Annotated in this window: 16 protein-coding genes; 10 read left to right on the forward strand and 6 right to left on the reverse strand. The window is 28.8% G+C overall.

Annotated features, from left to right (window positions below; genetic code table 4):
• Nucleotides 1-54: 54 nt before the first annotated feature.
• Together ACX1M8_RS00210 and ACX1M8_RS00215 are read right to left on the reverse strand one after the other, a co-directional pair.
• The gene (locus ACX1M8_RS00210) at nucleotides 55-1311 is read right to left on the reverse strand and encodes a hypothetical protein (protein ID WP_458798009.1); all 1257 of its coding nucleotides are present in this window, start codon (nucleotides 1309-1311) and stop codon (nucleotides 55-57) included.
• Between the two features lie 2 nt (nucleotides 1312-1313).
• Nucleotides 1314-1730: a S1 domain-containing protein gene (locus ACX1M8_RS00215; RefSeq protein ID WP_458836538.1), complete on the reverse strand. Its 417-nt coding sequence runs from the start codon at nucleotides 1728-1730 to the stop codon at nucleotides 1314-1316.
• A 363-nt stretch (nucleotides 1731-2093) separates the two neighbouring features.
• Between ACX1M8_RS00215 and ACX1M8_RS00220 the strand changes: the two genes are divergently transcribed.
• From ACX1M8_RS00220 to ACX1M8_RS00245, 6 genes are all read left to right on the forward strand, one after another.
• The gene (locus ACX1M8_RS00220; protein WP_458616185.1) at nucleotides 2094-3431 is read left to right on the forward strand and encodes a coiled-coil domain-containing protein; all 1338 of its coding nucleotides are present in this window, start codon (nucleotides 2094-2096) and stop codon (nucleotides 3429-3431) included.
• 128 nt (nucleotides 3432-3559) lie between these two features.
• The gene (locus tag ACX1M8_RS00225; protein WP_458834981.1) at nucleotides 3560-4933 is read left to right on the forward strand and encodes a glycine--tRNA ligase; all 1374 of its coding nucleotides are present in this window, start codon (nucleotides 3560-3562) and stop codon (nucleotides 4931-4933) included.
• Nucleotides 4934-4950: 17 nt separating this feature from the next.
• Nucleotides 4951-6780: a DNA primase gene (gene dnaG, locus ACX1M8_RS00230; RefSeq protein ID WP_458836539.1), complete on the forward strand. Its 1830-nt coding sequence runs from the start codon at nucleotides 4951-4953 to the stop codon at nucleotides 6778-6780.
• Nucleotides 6781-6788: 8 nt separating this feature from the next.
• On the forward strand, nucleotides 6789-8306 hold the full coding sequence (locus ACX1M8_RS00235) for an RNA polymerase sigma factor (protein ID WP_458836540.1): 1518 nt from the start codon (nucleotides 6789-6791) through the stop codon (nucleotides 8304-8306).
• Between the two features lies 1 nt (nucleotide 8307).
• On the forward strand, nucleotides 8308-9102 hold the full coding sequence (locus ACX1M8_RS00240; protein ID WP_458616181.1) for a Nif3-like dinuclear metal center hexameric protein: 795 nt from the start codon (nucleotides 8308-8310) through the stop codon (nucleotides 9100-9102).
• A gap of 152 nt (nucleotides 9103-9254) precedes the next feature.
• Nucleotides 9255-10346: a DNA-methyltransferase gene (locus ACX1M8_RS00245; RefSeq protein ID WP_458835898.1), complete on the forward strand. Its 1092-nt coding sequence runs from the start codon at nucleotides 9255-9257 to the stop codon at nucleotides 10344-10346.
• A 123-nt stretch (nucleotides 10347-10469) separates the two neighbouring features.
• On the opposite strand, the gene ACX1M8_RS00250 is transcribed toward ACX1M8_RS00245, so the two are convergent.
• Nucleotides 10470-12590, reverse strand: a complete 2121-nt coding sequence (locus ACX1M8_RS00250; protein ID WP_458836541.1) for an ATP-dependent Clp protease ATP-binding subunit — start codon at nucleotides 12588-12590, stop codon at nucleotides 10470-10472.
• 287 nt (nucleotides 12591-12877) lie between these two features.
• Here ACX1M8_RS00250 and ACX1M8_RS00255 point away from each other — a divergent pair, with 287 nt between their 5' ends.
• Nucleotides 12878-13180, forward strand: coding sequence for a hypothetical protein (locus ACX1M8_RS00255; protein WP_458616966.1), 303 nt, complete (start codon nucleotides 12878-12880; stop codon nucleotides 13178-13180).
• Between the two features lie 178 nt (nucleotides 13181-13358).
• On the opposite strand, the gene ACX1M8_RS00260 is transcribed toward ACX1M8_RS00255, so the two are convergent.
• The 3 genes from ACX1M8_RS00260 to ACX1M8_RS00270 form a co-directional block, all read right to left on the reverse strand.
• Nucleotides 13359-14270 (reverse strand): site-specific integrase, encoded by a 912-nt coding sequence (locus ACX1M8_RS00260; protein WP_458836542.1) that lies wholly within the window; start codon nucleotides 14268-14270, stop codon nucleotides 13359-13361.
• 80 nt (nucleotides 14271-14350) lie between these two features.
• Nucleotides 14351-17494 carry a type I restriction endonuclease subunit R gene (locus ACX1M8_RS00265; protein ID WP_458836543.1) on the reverse strand — a complete coding sequence of 1048 codons (3144 nt, stop codon included), beginning with the start codon at nucleotides 17492-17494 and terminating at the stop codon, nucleotides 14351-14353.
• A gap of 12 nt (nucleotides 17495-17506) precedes the next feature.
• A complete protein-coding gene (locus ACX1M8_RS00270) occupies nucleotides 17507-18679 on the reverse strand; it encodes a restriction endonuclease subunit S (protein ID WP_458836544.1) in 1173 nt (390 codons plus the stop codon).
• A gap of 94 nt (nucleotides 18680-18773) precedes the next feature.
• On the opposite strand from ACX1M8_RS00270, the gene ACX1M8_RS00275 reads away from it, so the two are divergent.
• The 3 genes from ACX1M8_RS00275 (at nucleotide 18774) to ACX1M8_RS00285 (ending at nucleotide 20403) form a co-directional block, all read left to right on the forward strand.
• Complete coding sequence (locus ACX1M8_RS00275) at nucleotides 18774-19280, forward strand: restriction endonuclease subunit S domain-containing protein (RefSeq protein WP_458836545.1); 507 nt, start codon at nucleotides 18774-18776, stop codon at nucleotides 19278-19280.
• 49 nt (nucleotides 19281-19329) lie between these two features.
• Nucleotides 19330-19818: a restriction endonuclease subunit S gene (locus ACX1M8_RS00280; protein WP_458836546.1), complete on the forward strand. Its 489-nt coding sequence runs from the start codon at nucleotides 19330-19332 to the stop codon at nucleotides 19816-19818.
• A gap of 222 nt (nucleotides 19819-20040) precedes the next feature.
• A complete protein-coding gene (locus ACX1M8_RS00285) occupies nucleotides 20041-20403 on the forward strand; it encodes a hypothetical protein (RefSeq protein ID WP_458836547.1) in 363 nt (120 codons plus the stop codon).
• Nucleotides 20404-20425 lie beyond the last annotated feature (22 nt).

Below are 20425 nucleotides of genomic sequence, written 5' to 3' on the forward strand. Positions count from 1 at the left end.
GAAAAATGCTAATACTTTTTTATCGTATTAGCATTCTAAATTAGCATTTGTCGACTATTTAAAAGGATCGAAATCATTTATGATACTGTAGAAAATTTTGCTTCAATAGCATAAAGAAATTAGCTCACCTAAAGCTTCTTCACTGTTATTTTCAACAGCAATTTCTACTGCTTTAACATCATCATTGAAACTAGTTAAATAGTTTAAAAATACATCATAAGATTTCTCATTAAATTGGTTGATTGTATAGCTTTTTAACTCATCAATTACATCATCATTTTCGATGTTTGAAGACAGTTGATAATCAAAAAATCTTTGCTTTAGAGTTCAAAAGATTACAAATTTATTTCTTAATCCAGATAAAATATCTTCAGATTGTCAAGGAATATAATTTGGAAATAAAGTAGAAGTGTTTAATATGTTTTGTTGTAGTGTTGTCTTATTTAAAGATGAAGCAAAAAACTTAACATATTTGTCTAGGAATAAGTCATAAGCGATATTTTGATTAATGAAGCCACCTTGTTGATTCATTTGATCATTTTCGACTAAATAAAGTGCAATTTTTAAAGCGTTATTGAAGTAAACATCGGGATTTAGAATGTTTTTACTTGCTTCCGTATATCCTGCGATTAATTTTTCAATATTAACACCTTGAGTAGCTAGTAAAACTAAACCAATTTCGCTTAATAAAGCATAATCAGAGTGAATATCGTTAGAAACAAAGAAAGCATTTTCTCTAGGTATTGAGATATTATCTATCGTGCTAAAAATATTTTTTCTACCTATAAAATAAATAGAATTCTTGATCAAGAATTCACTTGATTGATAATTAAATTTTGAAATAAAGTTTCTAATAGAATCTTGTTGTTTATCATCATAACCTAAAGAATCTAGAAATAAAAGTGCAATATTATCTTGCTTATTATCATTTAAATAATGGTTGATTATTTTAGAAACAATATGCTCAGGAAGTTGCTCATTAATAAAAACTAGCTCAATTTTTTTGTCTTGATGATAGTCGCTAGCACCAAAAATAAATTGCAAGCATGCTCTAATTGCAATTTCGTTTTCTTTTTTACCTCAAATAATTAAGGTATTAGTTTTTCTGCGATAAAGTTTATTGCAAAAGTCAACAATACGATCAATTCCATTGATCTTGAAGTTTAAAGCAATATCGTCAAAACCTAAAAAAGAAGAGCCCTTAAAGTTGAGTGATTTGACTTTTGCAATTGTCTCACTTGCAACTTTAGCCTCTTGATTTAAAGTGTTTTTTTCTTGATAGTACTTAGGATTAATTGAGATCAAAGACATGCTTATTCCTTAATTTCTTCTTTATTTTGAGTGCTTACTTCATTAAGGCTACTTTTAGTAGTTGAACTAGGTTCTAGATATGAAAGTGTAAAAGCTTTTAAATTATCAAAACCATTTTTAGTTTCCTTAAGTTCATTTTTACGACTTTTACTGCTTGTAAAATATTGTTCACTCTTTAAAAAGTTAGGGTGATTTTTCTTAAATGATCCTATATATTGTTGTGTAGTTGCATCAAAACCAATAATAACGAAGTTTACAATATCTCTAACTTGAAGCACGTCATACACTTGAGTTTTATAGAAATCAGTAATTTCATTTCTATATATAATAATTTTATTATTTAGCTTATCTTCTAAAAGCGCGAACTTGCTTCCTGTTTTTGTTACCTTAGCAGTGACAACTTGTCCTGTTTTATACATTAATTTTGTTTCCATATAATAGAATTATAAAACAGTTTTTATTAAATAGAGTAAATAAACTACTTACTGATTTAATGTTTTAGTCTCTTGCAAAAATGTTTTATAATTAGCGAGCTAAAAGCTGAAAAAGGGAAATCAATTTTGTTTTATTTTACTTGCATATAGCTATAAAAGTCGATTTTTGCCCGAAAATAGCTAATATTTTTTATTTTTTTCCATTTTTTAGTACTTTTAAGCTTATATTATAGAGCTAAACGAAAATGTAAAAATATTATAATTTTACTGTTTAATGTTTATAATTTTTATATAAAGAAAAATGTAAATAACCTATTCAAGGTTAATATGCAAATGAAAGAGGAAAAAATGAAACGTTTACAATGTTTATATAGACCAAATAAAGATAAAAACTATCCATGAGCCTTAAAACACCCAAAAGTAGATAGTCCTTTAGCTTTATTTAAGTCACGTAAAGATGCTATGACTTGATTCTTATCATTAGGATATGATTCTGCTACATGATTCCAAACTGATAAGAAAATCTGAGGTGGATTAGTTATTGCTGAAAAAGAAGAAAGAAAAAACAAAGAAGTAATGGTATATGAATTCAACGTTGATAAATTCGATGGTGGATTAGAATATGATGCTACAGCTACAGAATTAGCTATTGATACAAAAACAGGATTAAGAAACGAAAAAGAAGCAGAAAAGAACTTAAAAGAAGTTGTTGACTTCAAAATCTTAAAAGATCCTGAAACATACTTCCCTGTAGATGATGACTTCAAAATCGAAAGAAAGAAATCAGCAAAAGACTTAGAAATCGAAAAATTAAACAAGAAATTAGAAGAATTATCAGCATTATTATCTTCAAAACACACAACAGACTACGATAAAGAATTACAAGAACTTTACAAAAAATTACAAGACTCTAACTCAGATAAAGAACAACTTTTAAAAGAAATTGATGAACTTAAAGCAAAATCAGAAAAACTTGAAAAAGATGCTACAAAAGAAGTTGTAATCGATGAAGAAGTTGTATTACCAGTTGTAACAGTTTGCGAAGATAAAATTGTAGAATATGCTTACATCAGAGACTTACCAGTTGAAGAACAATTAAAAGTTTTAGCTGTATATGCTGCAAAAATGCGTCGTACAGTTTCTGAATTAGAATACTCAGAAACATCAGTAGAAGATGTTAAAGCAATCGAAAAGAACTTCAAAGATGTATTAGAAGTTGCTAAAGCATTAGAAAAAGACTTAGAATCAGAAGATCTTAAAGAATTACTTGCTGCAATTATGTACTCACTTACAAAATCAGTACAAGAATTTGATGCAAAAATTATTGGTAAACCAGAAATTGCTAACACAGCTGAAAATTGCATTTACTCAGTATGTTCATTAAATGGAAACATTAAATTAGCGCAAAAAACATCATACGTATTATTCAATGAATACCATGTTGGATTTGTACCTAAAGATGAATACCACTACGCAATCTTCATTGGTCACGATGCTCAAAGACAACACTTTATGGTATTCCAAACACCAGCTGAAGAAAAAGTTCAAGAAGCGCCAGCTCAAGCACCAGTTGAAAGAGTTGAAAGTGGAGTAAACTGATTTGCTATCTTCTTACTAGCATTATCATACGGAATTTTAGTAACATTAGTAATCTTAATGGGAATTGGAATTATCCCAACTGCATAGTTAAAAAATTAAAGGCACGCAAGTGCTTTTTTCTTACTTTTCTTAAAAAAATCTAAAAAATATTTTTATTTTTCAAAAATTGTGCTATTAAAAAATATTATTTTTTAATAATGTGGTAAAATAGCAATATGCTAAATAACAAAGACTCCATGCTGACAATCGTTAATCATTTAAAAAATAGTGGATTTGTATTTCAAGGAAGTGAAATCTATGGAGGATTATCTAATACTTGAGATTACGGACCACTAGGTGCTTTATTAAAAGACAACATAGCAAACGCTTGAAAGAAAGAATTTGTTTTAAGAGAGGGTAACAATTTCTTAATTGATTCAAAGATTTTAATGAATCCAAACGTTTGAGTAACATCAGGACACGTATCTAACTTTTCAGATCCTTTAATTGAAAACAAAGTAAATGGAAAAAGATACAGAGCTGATAAATTAATTCAAGAATACGATGAAAGCATAATTCCAGAAAAAATGACTTTTGAGGAAATGACTCAATTTGTTAAAGACCACATCAAAGAGTATGAAGGCGAAAAAACAAATTGATCTGAAATCAAAAAATTTAATTTAATGTTTGAAACTTCACAAGGGGTTATTGAAGGAGCAAAATCAAAAGTTTACTTAAGACCCGAAACAGCTCAAGGTATATTTGTTAACTTTAAAAACGTACAAAGAACAATGAGAGCTAAATTACCTTTTGGTATTGCTCAAGTTGGAAAAAGCTTCAGAAATGAAGTTACCCCCGGAAACTTCATTTTCAGAACTAGAGAATTTGAACAAATGGAACTAGAATTCTTCACTAAACCAGAAGAAGCTAGCCAATGATTTGATTACTACATCAATAAGGCATATAACTTTGTGCAAAAATTAGGAATCAAACAAGAAAGCATCCGTATCAGAGCTCACGAGCAAGAAGAACTTTCTCACTATTCTGATGCAACAAGCGATATTGAATTTAAATTCCCATTTGGATGAGGTGAACTTCTTGGCGTAGCCAACCGTACAAACTACGATTTAACTTCACACATGAAAGCAACAGGAGAATCATTAGATTATCTTGACCCAGAAACTAATACAAAGATTATTCCTTATGTAATCGAACCAAGTATTGGTTTAGATCGTTTAATGCTTGCTATTATTTCAGATGCTTACTGTGAAGAAACATTAGCTGAAAACGATACAAGAGTAGTGCTTAAATTTACATATGATTTAGCGCCTTACAAAATAGCTGTTTTACCACTTGTTAAAAAGCTATCTGAAACAAGTAAAGAAATTTATGCTAACTTAATTGACCAAGGTATTTCAGTTACATATGATGAAGCTGGATCAATTGGTAAAAGATATCGTCGTCAAGATGCAATCGGAACATACTGATGTTTAACAGTTGACTACGATACACTTGAAGATAACTCTGTAACATTAAGAAACAGAGACACAATGGAACAAGTTAGAGTTGAAATCTCTAAGCTAAATGAATTTTTAGCTTCTCATAAATAGTTAAATTTGGAGAAAAAATGGAAAGTAGAAGAATCCCGACTGAATTAGTAAATCAGATAATTACTAGTTCTAACATAGTAGATGTGATTTCCGAATTCATTAATCTAACGAAAAAAGGTAATAACTATGTTGGAATATGTCCATTTCACGAAGATTCAACTCCTAGTTTCACAGTTTCTCCACAAAAACAAATTTTTAAATGCTTCCCTTGTGGAGCGTCAGGTAATGTTGTAGGTTTTCTACAACGGATAAAAAATTGAAATTTTATTCAAGCAATCGAATATCTAGCACAACAAGCTGGAATTACATATGACTTTAGTTCATATAAAAATAATGAAAATATCTCTACATATTCTCAAGAAACACTTGAACTAATTGATCTACTTTCTATAACGAATTCATATTATAAAGTTCAAGTTTTAACATCTCAACCTGCACTTGAATACCTCAAACATCGTGGACTAGATGATATTGCTTTAAGAGAGAAATTTGATATTGGATATGCTCCTAAAAATAAAACGCTTGAATATCTTAAATCATTAAAATATGATACAAGTTTAATGTTAAAGGCAGGATTAATCAACAATGATTTACACGAATTATTCTGAGATCGTGTTACATTCGGAATTAGAAATGAATTTAATGAACTGGTAGGGTTTTCGGCTAGATCCATTGAGCCCCATCCTGTAGCGAAATATGTAAACTCGCCTGCTACTGAATTATTTAATAAATCTAAAATACTATATAACTTTAATAATGCTAAAGAAGCAATTGCAAGTAAAAAAGAAGTTATTATAGTTGAAGGATTTATGGATGCAATTGCATTATATAAAGCCGGAATTACCAATGTGGTAGCTCTAATGGGTGTAGCCTTAACTAAGGAACACTTAAATCTAATCAAAAATAATAAAGTAATTTTATTCCTTGATAATGATGCAGCCGGTATTGATGCAGCACTTCGTACAGTTAAGTTGCTTTTAGAAAATAATTTTGCAGTTTCCTTAATTGAAAATAATTATTCTAAGGATGCTGATGAAATCTTAAATACCTATGGGGCTGAAACTTTGGTGGATTTAATAAAGAATTCTCAAGTATCGGCAGTTAACTTTATTTACGAAAAATTAAAGTTAAAACATAAGGTAGATGAAATTAAAGATTATGAAGCCTTTTCTAAATTTATTTTAGTACTTAAGTCTTACATTGATTTACTAGACTATGAACAACAAAAATATATAGCGAGCTTATTACTTTCTCAATATAACTATACCCTAGAGATAAAAGTAAGTGAAAGTCATCCTGTATATGAAATTTATAATCCAAATAATTTCACTACAGATTATAAAAATACTAGAAACTATCAAGAAAAGCTTAATTTGCTCACTAATCAAAATCGTTTAGGACTACTAATTAGGGCTATGAGTAATGAAAATATTCTTGAATTGCTAAAAAGTACAAGTGATGTAGGTTTACTATTTGTAAAGCCTGAAAATATTAAAGAACTATATGAATATACAATCAAGCTTGAAAACAAGCAAGATGCTGATGCGATTTTTGCTAAAATCAAGGACTCAATAAATGCTATGTTAAATACTATTGATAATGATTCAGAAATTAATAATGCTATTATCAAAGATTACATAGATGAAAATATACAACAAGCTCAAATTAAGAATGGTTCATCAATACCATTACAACCAATTTTGAGCGAACAAGTTACTGAATGAGAAAAGTTTAAAAACTTTTTATACCCAGAGACAGGAAATATACCTGTTCCAACTTATATACAAGACCAAATAAGTCTACTAATTAAATATAAACACAAGCGTCTAACGCTTAAGAAAAAATAGGAGGTTGTATGGATAATAAATTTGACTATAACACAGTGATTACTTATCTGAAACAACAATTAAAACACAAGCATAAGGATTATTTCACTCAAGACGAATTATTAGAAGTTTTAGCAGCTAAAAACTTATTTATTGATGATGCTGAATTCGATGATTTTTTAGAAGAACTAAAAGATAATCACATTATTGCTGAAGATGAAGAAGAATTTTTAGATGGTGATTACTCAGCAGACGATTTCTTAGAAGAAATTAATCAAGACAAAAAAACATCAAAAAGCAAGTCAAAATCTAAATCAAAAACAACTGAAGATCTTGATTTATATGATGAAGATGATGCGCCGGAATTAAATAGCGATGAAATTGATTTAGATTTTGTCGAAGATGATAAAGATGACGATTTTGTTGATGATGATTATGTAGAAGAAGATGAAGTTGATGAAGACTACTACAAAATCCCAGACGAAGAAATCGAAGATGATGAAGAAGAAGACGAAGATGAAAGTGAAGAAGAAGACGAAAAATTAAATGAAGTCTTCTTTGAAGAAAACGATGATTTAGACATTAACCTTAATGCACTTTCATTTGATTATGTTGAAGCTATCGACCTTAATGAAACACCTAAGAAAAAAGCTGACTTATCAAACAAGCTTACTGAAACAAATGATATTGTTAAATGATACATGAGATGAATTGGTAAGTATGGTGAACTTCTTACTGTTGAAGAAGAACGTAAGCTTGCTGAACAAATGGAAAAAGGTGGATTCAGAGGAAAAAGAGCTAGAGATAAGCTAATTCAAAGAAATTTACGTCTTGTTATCAATAATGCTAAAAAATACAAAAATAGAGGTCTTTCATTTATCGATCTTATTTCTGAAGGTAACTCAGGTATTTTAAAAGCTGTTCAAAAATATGATGTAAATAAAGGGTTTAAATTCTCTACATATGCAACATGATGAATTCGTCAAGCAATCACTCGTGCTGTAGCTGATCAAGCTAGAACAATCCGTGTTCCTGTTCATATGGTTGAAACAATTAACAAGATTTCAAAAATCGAACGTGAACTACAACAAGAATTAGGTAGAGAACCTAGCGATGATGAAATTGCAGAAAAATACGGAAATGGCTTTGATGCTGCTAAAGTTAGATACATTAGAAAAATTAATATCGATCCAATCTCTCTAGATAAACAAGTTGGAAAAGAAAATGATTCATCATTCAGTGATTTTGTTAAAGATGAAAACATTATTTCTCCAGTTGACTATGCCTCACACGAAGAATTAAGTGAAATTCTTGAAGATATGATTAATGAACTTGATCCTGAAGATAAGAAGGTAATTTGTAAACGTTTTGGTGTTGGTGTAGATGAAAATGGTGAAAGATACCGTGTACACTCTCTTGAAGAACTTTCAATTGATCGTGGTGGAGTTTCAAAAGAACGTGTTAGACAAATTGAAAATAAAATTCTACGTAAGTTAAAAAGTAATGTAAAACATGGTAAAAACTTAAAGGATTATTTAAAGAATTAATATGCCTAAAGAAAAAAGTTTAAAAATAAAAGACTTTATTGCTATCGTGAATTCAATGTATCCTAATGAAAATAAAGAAATTTGAGATCCATCAGGATATAGTGTTAAAACATTGCAAAGTAAACGTTTTAAAGGCGCTATACTAGCAATTGATTTAACTTTTGAAGTCTTGCAAGAAGCGATAAAAAATGATTGTAATGTAATTTTAACTCACCACCCTTTTAAATTTGAGGCTAGATGAGTTGATGAAGATAGAAAAGCTCCATATAAACGTGAGATTTTAGCTTTACTTAGAAAACACCAAATTACAGCCTACTCTATGCACACAAATTATGACTGTGATCCTTATGGAACTTCATATCAAATTGTGAAGTATCTAGGACTACAAGATAATATGTTATGAGATAAAACACAAACTTTTTCAGCTGTGTTTAAGGCTGATAAATCATTATTAGAATTAAAAGACTTATTAAAAGATAAAATAAAACTAAATGAATTTAGAACAAATGTTGCTAAAGAAGATTACAATAAACCTATTAAAACAGTAGCAGTATTATCTGGTAGTGGATATATAGGTCAAATTGTTGATTTAGCAAATCAAGTTGATTTAATTATTTCAAGTGATTTTAGATGGTCAGATTGAATAGTGTTTGATCAAAATAAAATCAATATTTTAGAAGTACCACACTTAGATGAACAAGTATATGCATGACATATGTATGAAATTCTAACCAAAATGCTTCCTGAATATAAATTTGTTCTAAAAGAAATAAAAGAACCATATCACAATTTATAATGTTTTAAACCCCTTGAATATTCGAGGGGTTTATCATTTTATTTTTAAAAATCAAGAAATTAAAAAAGTATTAAAAATTATCTTTTCCTAGGAAAATGCTATTCTCAAGCATATTATTATTGTGTAAACATTAATAATAGATAGGAGAAGTTATGAAATATATAGATTCAATTATTAAAGGTGATTCTATTGAAGTACTAAAAACCATACCAGATAACTCAATAGATTTTATATTTGCAGACCCACCTTATTTTATGCAAACTAGAGGTCAATTATTTAGAGTTGAAGGAATAAAATTCAATGGAGTTGAAGATGCATGAGATAAATTTGAAGATTTTCAGCATTATGACCTATTTACCATTTCTTGACTTAAAGAATGCAAAAGAATCTTAAAACAAAATGGAACTATTTGTGTAATTGGATCATTCCAAAACATCTTTAGAATAGGCTACTTTATTCAAAATTTAGATTTTTGAATTCTTAACGACATTATATGATATAAATCCAATCCAGTACCTAATTTTGCAGGAACTAGATTTTGCAATGCTCATGAAACAATGATTTGAGCTTGTAAAAATAAGAATTCTAAATTCACATTTAACTACAAAACAATGAAGTACCTAAACGGAAACAAGCAAGAAAAATCAGTTTGGAATATTGCTTTATGTAACGGAAATGAAAGACTAAAAGATGAAAAAGGTGTAAAGGTACATTCTACACAAAAGCCTGAAGAATTACTTTACAAAATAATACTAGCAAGTACAAAACCTAATGATGTAATATTAGATCCATTTTTTGGAACTGGCACTACTGGTGCAGTAGCAAAACGCCTAGGACGTAGATATATTGGTATTGAAAGAGAAGATAAATATATTAAAGCTGCAAGTGCAAGAATATCAAAAGTAAGAGTTGATAACAACCCCATTCATCAATTAGAATTAGAAGTGAAACCACCTAAAGTACCACTAAATAAGCTTGTTGATATAGGATTTATAGCTGTTGGAGATGTTCTATACACTAAAGATAAAATAGCTATGTGTAAAGTTGCTAAAGAAGGTAAAGTTCAAGACATTAAAACAGGTGAATTACTTTCAATCCATAAAATGAGTGCTAAATATCTAAACAAGTTAAATCATAATGGATGAGATTTCTTTTATTGTTATGACAGAAATGGTGATTTCGTTATACTAAATGAATTAAGATATGCATATAAGCAAACTAATGAGAATGAATCTAAGTCATAATAATGCGTTTGAAATGTAAATAAGTCTATCTTGTAGGATTTTTAGTAAATACAAAGTATAAATTTAAAAGCTCACCAAATTAGATGAGCTTTAAATTTATCTTCATTGCTTAATGCTAGAAAACTATTTTTCCAATTGAAAATCATTTTTTACTACTGTAATTATATTCTTCGTTTCGGGTATTAAACTTCCATCAATAATCTTGAGAGCTATATAACTTTCAAGGTATTTTTGTATATATCTTTTAATTGGCCTTGCACCATATTCAGGATCGTAAGCATCCTTAATGATTTTATCAATTACGTTTTCATCAAAGTCTATAATAATCATTTTACTATCGTAAATACGATTGTGAAGTTTATCAAGTTCAAGACGAATAATTTTTCTTAATGCCTCTGTACTTAATGGTTTAAATTGCACGATTTCATCTATTCTATTGATAAATTCAGGCTTCATAAATTGAAGTAGAATTTTTCTTAATTCATTAATAGGTACATCACCATTCTTTTTAATAATTTCGCTTGCTCCTAGATTTGAAGTCATAATAACAATTAAATTACGACAGTTGATTATTTTACCACTTGAATCGTTGATAATACCATTATCTAGTAATTGTAAGAAGACATTTAACACATCAGCATGAGCTTTTTCTATTTCATCCAGTAATAAAATGGTATATGGATTTTTTCTAATTTTTTCAGCTAAAGTTCCTGATTCATTGAATCCAACATATCCAGGAGGAGCACCAATAATTTTAGAAACTGAGTGTTTTTCCATGTATTCAGACATATCTAGACGAATCATTTGCTTTTCGCTATCAAATAGTTCGTAAGCTAGTTTTCTTGCTAATTCTGTTTTACCTACTCCTGTAGGACCAAGGAATAAGAAGCTTGCTAGTGGTTTATTTGGATCGTTAATATTTGCTTTAGTTCTTAAGATGGCTTGAGAAACAAGTTTAACTGCTTCTTCTTGACCTATAAGGACTTTATTTAGATTACTTTCCATATTAATAAGTTTAGTTTTTTCTGTTTCAAGTAACTTGTTAACAGGTATTTTAGTTCATTTAGAAATAATTTGAGCTATTTCTTCTTTTGTAACAATATCCTTAATTAAACTATCTTTTCCTCTTGTTGCCTTAAGCAATTCTTCTAGTTTAGTTTGCTTAGTAGGCAATTCACTATATTTAATACGTGAAGCTAGTTCATAATTACCATCGTTTTGAGCATTGTTCATTTTGAATTTAAGATTTGAAATTTCGTTTTGCAGTATAGAAATATCGTTTAAATGAGCTTTTTCATCGTTTCATTGTTTTGATAATTTTTCGATTTTTTCGGTGAGTTTTGCTATTTTTTCATTAAGTTCTAAAATAACAGGATCATCTTTTTTATGAGAAGAAAGTAGAGCTGCTTTTTCAACTTCAAGTGTTATTCTCTTTTGTTGAGCTATTTCTAAACTTTCGGGTTTAAAGTTCATTTCAGTCTTAATTGTAGCAGCTGCTTCATCAACTAAATCAATTGCTTTATCAGGTAAGAATCTATCTGTTATATAACGATTTGATAAGTTTGCAGCTGCGATTAAGGCATTATCATCAATTTTAACTTTATGGTATTGTTCTAATCTTCCTTTAATACCACGTAGAATAGTAATGGTGTCTTGCACACTTGGCTCATTTACATCAATTCTTTGCATTCTACGTTCTAAAGCTGCATCAGTTTCAATATACTTACGATATTCATCATAAGTAGTAGCTCCAATTAGATGCAAGGCACCTCTAGCCATCAGAGGCTTGATAATGTTAGCTGCATCCATACCAGAATTAGATCCAGCTTTACCGGCTCCAATTAACATATGAATTTCATCAATGAATAAAATTATTTCATTTTTAGATTCTTCAACTGCTTTTAGTACTTCCTTGAGGCGTTTTTCAAATTCACCTTGATATGAAGCACCTGCGATTAAAGAAGCTAAATCTAATTCAATAACTTCAGCATTTTTTAAATTTTCAGGTATTTGACCTTCTAAAATTTTAATTGCTAATCCTTCGACAATAGCTGTTTTACCAACACCAGGTTCACCGACTAATACAGGATTATTCTTAGTTTTCCTACTTAGAATACGGATCATTCTTCTGATTTCTTCATCACGGCCAATAACGGGCTCTAGTTTATTTTCTTTAGCTAAATCAGTTAAATTTCTTCCGAATTTCTTAAGTGGATTTACATTTGGTTCATATTGCATATCCATATTTACCTCCTAAATTAAATTTTATCACTTCCTTTTGCCTTATATCTTTAAGATTGGTTTTTAACAAATAAATTTTTTCCTAGAGATTGTGCAAAAAGTTCCTTTTTATTCACATTTTTTCATTTTAAAAAATGAATATTTTTATTTATTTGTGTTATGCTTCTAAAAAATAGAGACAAAAATTTTACCAAAACCCTTTGCATATATATATATATATATAAAATTATTATTGAGGAAATTTCCTCATACACAAATTAATTTTATTAATCAAATAATGGAGAATAAAAATGAATTTTAAAAAATGATTATTAGTAGCAGCACCAGTTGTTACAACAGCTGCATTACCTTTAGTTGCTATTTCATGTAATAAAAGTGCAAGTGGTAAAACATTGGCACAAAAAGCTGTTGATTTAGCAGTAAAAGCTCGTACCATTACAGAACCTGAACAAGCAGCTGAAATATTAAAAGAAATTGCCGACATTCAGAAACAAGTTGTAGAACTTTCAAATGATGAGAAAAAGGAATATGTAAAAGAATACAACAGATTAGCTAAAGAAAATGGACTTCCTACAGTTCCAAGCATTGACTAATAAATAATATTCTAAAAAAAGATGATACTTAATTATATAATTGTTTATCATCTTAATTAAATGTTTATCGACAATTATTATTGTCGATTTTTACATTTTCATAATATAGATTACCATATGTTGAAAAACACCACCAAATAAATGATGGTGTTATTTTTTTGCCTGCGGCATAGGCTTATTAGCTTAAAGATGATAGCGATTTCATAACTAAATCTATATCTCTATTTTCTAATTCATTAATAATGTGTAAGTAGACTTTTTGAGTAGTAGACATATTAGAGTGACCAAGCCTTTGAGCAACTGAGGCTATTGAAACTCCTGCATACAGTAAGACAGAAGCATGAGTATGCCTTAGCCCATGTACACTGATAACGGGTACGTTGGCTTTCTTACATCTTCTTTCTAAAGCATCATTAATTGTTGAATTATAGATATTATTGTTAATAAAAATAGGTTTATCTAAAGGCAAATCTTTTGTCAGTGCACTAAATTGAGTCGAAATCATTCAATCAATTTGAATTTTACGGATTGATGAGCTGTTTTTCGTTGGTTGAAAATCTCTTGCTTCCTTATAGTCTCAAGTTTTATTAACTACTACTATTTGTTTGTTAAAGTCAAAATCTTGAGGGGTTAAAGCGATTGCTTCAGAAAATCTCATTCCAGTTTTAGCAATAAGCAAAATTAATCAATCTGTATTAGGTTTAGCGCCTAATTTAAGCACTTTAAGTAAACTATGTAGTTCAAATTGATTAAGATATTTAGCTTTTTTTGTTCTTGGATTTTTTCCCTTAATAATAACCTTTCTACAAGGATCTTTTTCTATAAAACCTTCATCTAAAGCATCTTGAATGGCTGGTTTAAGTAAACGATGGAAATCCATTGTAGTTTGTTTTTCATGACTTAAGGCAAAATCATTAAGCAATTGTTGATATAGTAATCTATTTAAATCGTTGATATAAAGATCGGGTGCTAATTTTTTAATTCAGCTTAAAGCTAAATAATATTTTTTCAAGGTAACACTTCTAATTGCACCTTCTTTGTAAATTTGTATTCATTGTAAGTAATAATCTGATAATAATGTTTTTTTCATTGTAACTTCCTTTTAAAATTTTTATGGAAGTGTAATGCCGATAATTATATTAAAACTCAACCGAGTTGATTGAGTTTTGATTATTTATTATGCTTAATGAAATTATTAACTTCTTCATCACGATTTCTTGAAAAATTTCTACTACCTGAATTAGGATATTTCATTTGGATATATTCTCAAGCTTTGTCTTGATCTATTAGTTTATCAATATCGTCTTTTATACCATACTCATTAAAATTATTGAGGCTTGAGGCTTCTTCAAGCAAATCTTTAAATTTATCAATTTGAGTAATACCAAAATTATTGCAAAAGTCCATAATAGCTTTATCTTTGTCAGAGATCAAGAACTCATTTAAATAATCTCTAAAGCTTTTATCTTTTTGAATCACTATTGAACCACTATCAAGGCCATGTAGTAGGTGAATAGCATATTTTTGTTCTTGTTGGTTTAAAAGAACGAATGAATTTTGAAGTGCATCTATTAGCTTCTTTCTTTCTTCTAAATCAGGATTATTACTTGAGTAAGATTGGATTAATTTATTAAAGTTATCTTGAATATAATCAACATCAATTTTAAGAGAATTTTGCTCATTAATATATGTAGTTAATTCATAATTAGATTGTCCGACACTTATTAAAGATTTTTGAGCTGTGTCTTGTAGATCACAGTATCTACGTTCAAGGGTTAAATAGGTTTTATAATCTAAAAGATTTCTAGTGATTTTTCCATCGTGTTCGTAATCTTTAAATTCATACCCTTGAACTTTAGCTGATTGAATTTTTCTATTAAGTTGAGCAAATAAAGAAGCAAATTTATTAGCTTGTGGTGTGCTTTCAGGAACTTTAGCAAAATCCTTAATATCATTAGCGAAAAATAAGTTAGAGATTTGTTTATAAATATCATTGATGCTATTCATATTGTCGGGCAATTTATCAACGAAAATACCTTCTCTTCGATTTCCTGAGTAGTTATCGAAGGCAATTTCAATATTTTTAGCCATCAAGTGAGGACGACGGAAGTATTTGATTACTCCATGTGTTTTTTTAGCGTCATGTATACGATTTGTTCTAGAAAATGCTTGTACAAGATTTTCATAATCTAAAACCTTATCTAAGAAAAGTGTGTTAACAAATTTAGAATCATATCCTGTTAGCATTTGATCAACTACGATTAATAGGTCTAAGTAGTAGTCTTTATTGGTTTTTCCTTCTTTGATAAGAGGTTTAAATTTGTGAGCTAGTCTAATTGCGACATCTTTTTTGAAGTCAGCTCAGTCTTGTACATCAATAGTTTTATCAAACATTTTGTTGTAGTCTGCAATGATTTCTTCTTTTGCAAGTTCTTTTTCAAAATTCTTGTCTGTGTCACCTGCATTATCAATAGAAGGATCGAATAATATTGTGATTTTAAGTTTCTTATTAGGATCGCTCGTATTAGCTATAGCTTGCTTGAATTTTCTATAGTAAGTAATTGCTTCAGGAATGGAGCTAGTTGCAAATATTCCGTGGTATGTTCGTTCTACACTGGTAATATAGAAGTCATTTAATATTGCATCAACAACTTTATTTTGATATTCTTCTTTTCTATATTGACTATTTGGAATGCAATCTTCTATTCCTTTAACTCTTTCACCAGTAGGAGTTGTGTAACCTAACATAGGAGCCTTAAACATTCAATAATCATAAACTTGGCTATTATCTGATTTTGAATCTGCATCTTGACTTGCTTCTTCAATAGATTTATAGTTAGCTTGTTTTAAAGCAACTTTAGTTCGCATTTCTCTATCGTTGAATATTTTTATTGCATAAGTATCAAAAGGAAGAACATTCTTATCTTTAAGTCCTTCATATATTGAATAGCGATGTAGCTCATTTCCGAAAACATCAGTAGTGGTGTTTTCTTTTTTACTATTTTCTTCAAAAATAGGTGTACCTGTAAAACCAAAGAAAACTGATTTGTTAAATAATTTCTTAATGTTATTAAACATATCTCCAAAAGTTGAACGATGACATTCATCGACAATGAACACAATTCTTTGTTTATCGATAATTGAAAGGTCAGAATCTTTAATGTTTTCATCGGTAGCTAATTTGTTCATCTTTTGAATAGAAGTGATTATTAAAGGTTTTTCACCTTTAGTAAGCTTTTTGATTAAATCATAAGTACTGCTTGTTCCTACGATATCATCATCAAAAGTAAAATTACTATATTGTTCATATGATTGGTTAGCAAGCTCAATTCTATCTACTAAAAAGACTACACGATCGGCATATCCTGAATCAGCTATTAGCTTAGCAGCTTTAAATGAAGTCATAGTCTTACCTGAACCTGTTGTATGTCAGATATAACCACCTTTAGCAGCGTTTGTGCCTCAATACTTCTTATTATCGATTTCAAACACTGTATCATATATTTTATTTACTGCATGATATTGATAGCTTCTTAAGATTTTTAAGGTGTGATCTGTCGCATCTGCTACTGAGTATCTTCCTACTAATTCATGAAGTCTAGGGATAGATAAGAAAGAAGAAGCAACATCTTGTCAATCATCTATTTGGTTATGTTTTTCATCTGCTCAATGAAATCTATATTCAGGTTTAAAGTTCTCAGCGCTACCTGGATTAGCGAAATAAACCATTTCTTCAGGATTCATAGCAACAAAAATTTGTATTAATGAAAAGAAGTTATGACTAAAGCTTCCTTCTGTATAATAAAGCTTAATTTGATTAATAGCATCATTAATTGGAACACCTGTTTTTTTGAGTTCGATATGAACTAAAGGAAGCCCATTAATTAATAACATTAAGTCACCACGGTTATTACGATGGTTATTTTTAAGCATAGGTTGTTGAGCTATTTGATAAACGCTTTTACCACCAGAAATTTCTTTAGCATCAAAGATAAAAAGAGAAACTTCTTTACCATAGTTTTCAATGTCATCTTTATTATCACGTTTAATTGAAGTTGTTATACCCGTAATAAACTCATTAAGTTCATAAGGGGATTTTAATTCTCTTATCTTATCAAGTAATTGATCTTTTTCACCTTTGGTTAAGGGATAATCACCTAATCTGTTCTTTTCTCTGTTGTTGTTAAAGATGATCTTTGCTCAATTATCAATTAATTGTTCTTCGTTTGGATGGTTAAGCACTTCACCTCAACTTCTATTTTTTAATTGCTTAATAAGGGCTTCTTCAAATTTTGATTCTTCATTAAAAGCCATATTTCCTCCTTATTAACAAAACATCTTTTCTAATAGTGATTTTTTAATATTTTCAAGCTTGTCACACTTACGCTTATAAAAGGTGATTAGATTAGTTATTTGATCAAAAAATATAGATATTGATTTCTGCTCTAGAATATTATGAGGAACTTTAATTTCCATATCTGTTATCATATTTAGTCTGACTGAATCTACTGTTGCTTTTGCAGACATTTTAATAACTCTTTCATAAAAGAATGTAGAAAACACTCAATAAAAATATTTACCCGAAATTTCTTTAAAATTAGCTATTTTATAGCATCTTTGGTGTAAATCATACTTGCCATTTATATAATGAAATACACGACCTATATTACCATCACCAATGGTTATTACAGCTTCTTCATCAAATATAAATCTATTACTTTTTAGAGGAGTTTCAGATCTTATAAAAAATGGATAAATACCTGTTGCACTATTATCTTGAGTGTTGCTTAAGCCAGTTGCTGTATCTGCTACATTTTTAACCAATCGCTTTTCCCAAGCGTTAGTAAATCCTTTGAATCTTATTGCAGGAAATTGTTCACCATCACTTACAAACATCTTTTCTAATAGTGATTTTTTAAGATTTTCAAGCTTTTCAGACTTACGCTTATAAAAGGTGAGCAATGAATCTATGAGCATTATCAAATTAGATACTTTATTTTGCTCTTCCAAGTCTTTAGGAATTAAAATATATTTTTCTAATAAAGTAGGGAATTTAAAACAAGTTCTAACTCCACCTTCTTGGTTTAAATTAACGATTCTATTAAATAAATCAGATTTTAATCAATATCATAAGAAATATGCATCAACAACATCTTGATAAACCTTAAAAACTTCATACATTGGACTAATTAGTACCGAAACAGAGCCATTTCAGTATCCAATTGATCCGACATCTAATCTAGCTGGGTTATATGCAAAAGTCTGTGGAGTGATTATTAATGATTTACTTTTGTCAGCTATAGTAACTATTCCACCATACTTAAATTGTTCTTTTTGACTTATGAAACCATCTTTATTAGAAACAGAGTAACTTTCTAAAGGAAAAGAATGTACATTTCTCTCACCTGATTTATAAACGATATCATTAAATTGTTGCTTTTCCCAAGCGTCAGTAAAACCCTTGAATCTTATGGATGGTTTTAATTCATTTTTATTCATATAACTCCTTTGATTTTAAAAATGATGAATAATTTACACTTTTTATTAATTTTTTATCTAATATTATGTTATTTTTGCTCTTTATCCTTTGATTTTGACTAACTCTTGGGAAAAGCAAGATTTAAGCAAGATATGTAATATCTATGATGGAATACATGAAACTCCAAAATATGTTGATAGAGGTATTGAATTTATATCTGTAGAGAATATTCAAACACTTCAATCTCAAAAATATATTTCTAAAAGGGATTTTCTTTCAAAATATAAAATTCTTCCCGAATATGGCGATATCTTTATGACGAGAATAGGCACCATAGGCGAAGTAAATGTTTATCAAAGAGACTTGCCTGTAGCATATTATGTTTCTTTAGCTTTACTAAAAAATATTAATTGTAACCAATATTTTTTAAAATATCAAATGTATAGCCCTAGATTCAAGTTTGAATTAAGTAGTAAAACAAATAAGAACTCTTTCCCGATGATTATTAATAAAGAAGATATCAAAAAACTGAATATTTTTACAACATCGCAACTAGAAGAACAAAAATTAGGCTCAATATTTAATTATTTAGACAATCTAATCACCTTTTATAAGTGTTAGTGTTTTTTCTCATTTTTTATAAATTTTTTTAATATTTTTTTAATCAAAAATGCTGAAAATAACTAACACTTGGGAAAAGAGCGAGATATCAAATTTATTTAACATTACTCGTGGTTATGTATTGCCTACAACGATGGTAAAACAATTTATTAGTAAAGATTTTATATATCCCGTATTCTCATCTCAAACTCTTAACAATGGACTACTCGGATACTATAATAAGTATTTATATAATGACTGTATAACTTGAACTACAGATGGTGCCAATGCAGGTACTGTAAATTATAGAAAAGGCCCATTTTACTGCACTAATGTTTGTGGTGTACTACTTGAAAAGAATTTAAAACCAACAAGATGTTTAGCTGAAATTTTAAACAATAAAGCATATAAATACGTCTCTAAAGTTGGCAATCCAAAATTAATGAATAATGTTATGCAAAGCATCGACATAACATATCCAAAAGATGAGCATGAAGATAAGAAAATAAGTGAACTGTTTAATATTTTGGACAGTATAATCACCTTTTATAAGTGTTAGTGTTTTAAAATAAAGCATAAATCAAGGCTATTTTCAAAGTTAAAATAAGTAAATTTATGTAACACTTGGGAAAAGTGCAAATTAGATGATTTTCTAACAATAAATGATGAAAGAAATATAAGAAATGAATTTAGCAAAAATGATGTTCTATCTATTTCTTGAGAATATGGTGTTGTTAATCAAATAGAATTTCAAGGCAGATCATTTGCAGGTAAAACTCTTTTGAATTATCGTGTTTTTAACACAAATCAACTAATTTATACAAAATCTCCACTATCTAAATGTCCATTCGGAATAATTAAGGCGAATGACTATAAAATAGGGATTGTTTCAACTTTATATGCAGTTTATGATACGAAAAATGATTATTCATCTAAATATTTTGAACTTTATTTTGAGCCAACACATAAATTAAATAATTATTTACGTCCATTAGTACAAAAAGGAGCCAAAAATACTTTACTTATTTCAGATCAGGATGCATTAATGGGTAATGTTGTTGTGTCAACTAATAAAGAAGAACAAATTAAGATCGCAGATATGTTTATAAAGATAAAAGATATCATCACCTTTTATAAGTGATAGCTAGCAGTATTTTTTTAGTGTT

The sequence above is a fragment of the Mycoplasma tracheobuteonis genome, assembly GCF_054456995.1.